This window comes from bacterium, assembly GCA_040755795.1.
GTDB lineage: Bacteria > UBA9089 > CG2-30-40-21 > CG2-30-40-21 > SBAY01 > JBFLXS01.
The window spans coordinates 1-4,812 of record JBFLXS010000320.1 but is presented as its reverse complement, the minus strand read 5'-3'; the positions used below and the strand labels follow the sequence as shown (position 1 = coordinate 4,812).

The window sequence follows — 4,812 nt, the reverse complement described above, 5'->3', positions numbered from 1 at the left end:
ATATTTGATATTTATTTGTTGTCTCCCTCAAATCCTATTTTGCAGAACCCTATACACTATTTTAACCTTTATGCTAGATTAAGACACCACCAAATATTCCACAAGGAGTTTAATGCAAATATCAAAATGTCCAAATCAAAAGGACAAAGCAAAATGCAAAAATATACCCAAATAAATTGAGTTTGCAAATATTTTGCTCTAAAAAGGGATCAAGGATTCAAGGATTCAAGGATTCAAGGAAGGTGAAAAATAAGGTGTTCACTCGACCCCTGGATCCCTTGCCCCCTTGAATCCTTTCAAGAAAGTTTTTGCAAACCTGTAATACTTGTAAGGCAATAAATTAAACACGAAGTCAAGATTTTTGATATGTGATATGTCATTTTGCATTTTAATATTTAATTTTTGATTTTGTATTACACAATTTGTTGTGTTTGAAGTGGTTTCGCACTAAGTCACTACCATTCATTTGTGCTCTCTGACCACGCTAAACAGGTACAGCACTGTTCACTGATTATGATAATTTAATTTCATATGCTCCTTTTAATTGGGGTTCATCCGCCTCTAATGGTCGTGGGTCAATAGGTAATTTATCGTGATTTTTCAAAGCCCAGGCCGCGGCACTGGCGTTTATTGGGTCATATTCATCAAAATTCTTATATTGAATCATCTCCCCTAATCGGACACAAAGTCTATCCAGACTTTCTGAAGGTGCCCAACCACCAAGACAGACTTGATTATTTGTCCCAATATTGGGATGATATATTGGTGTCAGCCACTCTAAATTTGGTCTTATTCTGGGATAAGCGGTTGGTAGATAAATTTCTACTTGATGAAAATTAGCAATAATTACCTGTTTACTTATCTCATCTAACCTTAATCCTCGACAGGTATAGTTAATAATATACCTGTTAGGTGGGTCACCAGAGACTTCAAAGGTAATAAATGGGCTTTTTTTCACCAATTCTTGCATCTTTTTATAATCTTCTTCTAATCGTAAATTTCTTGGGGATTGATATTCCATCTTTGTCTCCTGAAAATAGGAAGTAGAAAGTAGAGAGTAGAAAGTAAAGAAAACATCACTCCTCACACTTATCTCCCCATCTCCCATCTTCTATCTCCTCCCTAACCTTAACCTTCCTCATCTAATTATCCAGCGACAACAACGGGATGTATTTTCAAAACAGCTCCTTCTCGTATTCCTGCACTCGCTAATGTATCACTTTCACTTAAAGACCTACCTGATGCTTTATGATGTAATTGATAATTCAACGGAGAACCACTTGGGCTAACTGTTGGCAACTTCATTTTTGAAACTAAAGCGGAAATAACCCTTTTTAATGGGACATCATCCGGGATGTCCGCTCGTTGCCTTTTAGCCCCTGTCACATCTTCTATTTCAATATTAACAATTCTCATTATTTTTTTCCTCCAAATTATTTTTTCTTCGGCGCATTTTTACAACCAAAAACACTACACCCTTTTCCTTCTTTCCAACATTGTGGATGGTGAATGGTGTTACACATAGGACATCTGACAACTATACTTTCTGTTTTTACTGGTGTATGACAATACGCACACTCAATTGGTGTTTGCGAATAAACTAATAACACAGGCGTTGGCTTATTAGCCCCAAATAAATTAAACATCTATACTACCTCCCCTAAAGTCTTTTTTCTATCTTGAGTAAGTTCGAAATATTTAGTTTTTTTACCATTTCTTGCTCCAATGATGTGGAATGGGGGAATTCCCACCTCTGCTAAATTTTTATCTATAAATTTCTCCTCAAGAGAAATTATATTGGTCATACTTACATTTCTTATCCCTTCACATTTTGGACATTTGCCGTCTTCTATGGTTACCTTACCTAATACTTTAAAAATATTCGTATCTTCCTGGCATTTACTACAGTGTAATTTAGTGACTATATCCCGGTCTAATTCTAATATAACCTCTTTACCCAGTGATTCCCGGGCTAATTCAAGTAATTCTCTAAATGTAGTATTTTCTACTCCTTTATTCAATTCAACAATTTCTGCATAATATTCATGGCTTAAGCAGTCATTTTTTTTAGAATATTCAATAAGATAGCATTCATAGGTTAATCCATTAAAAACTATTCCTTTTCCTTTTGGGACTTCAAGACAATGGATTAATTTTATTGCCTCCTGAACTTGAATTCCAGCAATAATCGAGGCAATAGTTGAGGTTGTAGGTGTTTTTCCTTCTAATAAATCATCATATCTAAGTAATGGGCACGAGTATCTGACGCCGAGAATATTATAATCTAAATCTGTCAAGGTGCATTCATAGCATGCGTTTTCTGGTGGGCAAAAGATACTTACTACTCCATTTAAGACATCTATTCCTCCATCAATCCATGGGGTATTTGTTCTCCAGCAAGCCTGGTTAATAGCTAATCTTGCCTCACGGTTATCCACACAACCAATAACTATATCTACTTGTCTAAATATCCCTAATCCTACATCCCAGAGGATATTTCCAGCTAAAGGTTGTATTTTAACCTCGGGATTAATTTCTTGAATTCTTTCTGCCGCTATTTCAACCTTTTTTTTACCATCATCTTCTTTTCGATAAAGAACAGAGCGGGTTAAATCAGCATTGACTATCTGGTCAAAATCAACAATAATTATTTTCCCTACGCCTAAAAGGGCTAAATTTTTTACAACCTCATTTCCTAATGCACCAACGCCAACAACCATAACCAATGTATTTTTCAGTTTTTCCTGATTCCACCAGGGAATAAGCCCTAATCGTGAATATCTATCTTTATCTAAATCACTAATGACGATTTTTTCTTCCATTAACGCATATTAATTATAACTTATTTAATTTAATTCGTCAACTGATTTTTTAAATTAATTTTTTACTTGACAAATCGCTATTAATTCATTAAAATAATCTGGTTAAATAATCATTTAACCAATTACCAATTACCAGTTACCAATTACCAAATATAAGGAGGATTTTCAATATGGAAGACTTAAGGAAGATTGCAGATGGTATTGATGACCCATATTTACGCAAAGTTGCTATTCGTGAAGTAACTATTATCGAAGATGGATTAAATAAATGGTTGCATCGAGCCAAAGATATGTCCGAGAAAGGTTGGTGTTTTATAGATGATAGACGAGAATTGTATAATTTACTTTTAAAGGAATCAGAAGAGGTACAAAAAGAATTAGCCTGCGTGGATTTTTGGGTTGAGCGATGGCGAACTGAAGGATTTCCGCAAAAAATGTTAACCATCAATAAAGCCCTATTACAACGCAGAGATAGACAGATAAAGATATTTCACTTTTTTGTTATGTCCAAAGATACATTTGGTAAAGACCGCGTCAAAGAGATTATCCGAAGCCATCGTCGGGAATTAATCTTTGAAAACAATCGTGCCGAGATTATAGTTATCTTAAGAAATGAATTTAAAGAATGGCAACCCGTTCTATGTCGAAAACTTCAACATATGACCATATTTGATGAAAGTTTAGCTGTTGTAGAACTGACAGACCAGTTTGGAGAAAATACCGGCACTGGACCTGTGATTGGCAGGAGAATTAAAATAACTGAGGAAGAAAGACGAGAAAAAGGTGTCCAGGGCGGTGTCGATGAATATGTCAATATTATAAATGACCTAAAAAGTCTCTCCACTCAAAGAAATCCCGCAATATTGAGAATAATTTAGATGTGAACTCTTGCATCTTTCAGATGTAAGAAAGGAAAAACGGCTATGTCCACAGGGTGGACACAAAGAAGGATGAAAATAGTGGTAGGAGATAGAAGGTGGGAGGTAAGGAGATAGGCGTGAGGAATGATGTTTTCTTTACTTTCTACTCTCTACTTTCTACTTCCTTATTTTCAGGGGAAACACTCATGAACCTGCGGCTCACAAAGGGGGATGAAAATAATGGAAGAACAACCCCCTAACCCCCTTTATTAAGGGGGAATATCTGTTCTACACCAGAGGATACGAGTCTGTGGATACTATACTAATTCGCTAATCTCTAATTCACTAATTCGCTATTTTCAGGGGAAACGAGCATGAGTCTGCGACTCACAAAGGAAGATGAAAATAGTGATAGGAGATAGAAGGTAGGAGGTAAGGAGATAGGCGTGAGGAATGATGTTTCCTTTACTTTCTACTCTCTACCCTCTACTTTCTACTTCCTTATTTTCAGGAGAAGATATGGTAACAAAAATACTTGAATTTTTAGCATCAATTGTTATCGCTATTATTAATGCCGCAGGATATTGGGGAATAGGAATAGCTATGGCTATTGAAAGTGCGTGTATTCCCCTACCCTCTGAAATTATTATGCCTTTTTCAGGATATCTCATATCAGAAGGTAGATTTCAGATATTTTGGGTAGTGGTTGCTGGCACATTAGGTAACCTGATGGGGTCAATCATCGCTTATTGGGTTGGATTAATAGGGGGAAGACCATTTATCTTGAAATATGGTAAATATATCTTGATGACCAAGCATGATATGGATGTAGCTGAGCGATGGTTTAACAAATATGGTGACTTAACCATATTTTTTACCCGCAATATGCCTGTTATCAGAACATTTATCTCATTACCTGCTGGCATAGCCAAAATGAATTTCCTTAAATTCTGTCTTTATACCACTCTTGGTTCTGTGCCCTGGAATATTGCTCTGACATACTTTGGGATGATTTTTGGAGCAAAATGGCACTCAACATTATCACCTATATTCCATAAATTTGATGTCTTAATAGGTATATGTATCATTATCTTACTCTATATCTTTATCAAACGTCATCTTCACCATAG

At 35.7% G+C, this 4,812-nt stretch carries 7 protein-coding genes; 3 read left to right on the top strand and 4 right to left on the bottom strand.

Features of this window, described 5'->3' with window-relative positions; genetic code table 11:
* Window positions 1-511 precede the first annotated feature (511 nt).
* The 4 genes from AB1414_15700 to AB1414_15685 are packed head-to-tail and all read right to left on the bottom strand — an operon-like array spanning window position 512 to window position 2,822.
* On the bottom strand, window positions 512-1,108 hold the full coding sequence (locus tag AB1414_15700) for a ubiquitin-conjugating enzyme E2 (GenBank protein ID MEW6608864.1): 597 nt from the start codon (window positions 1,106-1,108) through the stop codon (window positions 512-514).
* A gap of 38 nt (window positions 1,109-1,146) precedes the next feature.
* Entirely contained in the window at window positions 1,147-1,416 is a 270-nt protein-coding gene (locus AB1414_15695; protein ID MEW6608863.1) for an EsaB/YukD family protein, read from the bottom strand.
* Window positions 1,417-1,433: 17 nt separating this feature from the next.
* Window positions 1,434-1,646, bottom strand: a complete 213-nt coding sequence (locus tag AB1414_15690) for an RING finger protein (GenBank protein MEW6608862.1) — start codon at window positions 1,644-1,646, stop codon at window positions 1,434-1,436.
* The gene (locus AB1414_15685) at window positions 1,647-2,822 is read right to left on the bottom strand and encodes a HesA/MoeB/ThiF family protein (protein MEW6608861.1); all 1,176 of its coding nucleotides are present in this window, start codon (window positions 2,820-2,822) and stop codon (window positions 1,647-1,649) included. It abuts the gene before it with no gap.
* Between the two features lie 170 nt (window positions 2,823-2,992).
* On the opposite strand from AB1414_15685, the gene AB1414_15680 reads away from it, so the two are divergent.
* From AB1414_15680 to AB1414_15670, 3 genes are all read left to right on the top strand, one after another.
* Window positions 2,993-3,700, top strand: coding sequence for a hypothetical protein (locus AB1414_15680; GenBank protein ID MEW6608860.1), 708 nt, complete (start codon window positions 2,993-2,995; stop codon window positions 3,698-3,700).
* Window positions 3,701-3,798: 98 nt separating this feature from the next.
* The gene (locus AB1414_15675; GenBank protein ID MEW6608859.1) at window positions 3,799-3,942 is read left to right on the top strand and encodes a hypothetical protein; all 144 of its coding nucleotides are present in this window, start codon (window positions 3,799-3,801) and stop codon (window positions 3,940-3,942) included.
* Window positions 3,943-4,135: 193 nt separating this feature from the next.
* Window positions 4,136-4,812: DedA family protein (locus AB1414_15670; protein MEW6608858.1), on the top strand; the 677-nt coding region annotated here is incomplete at its 3' end.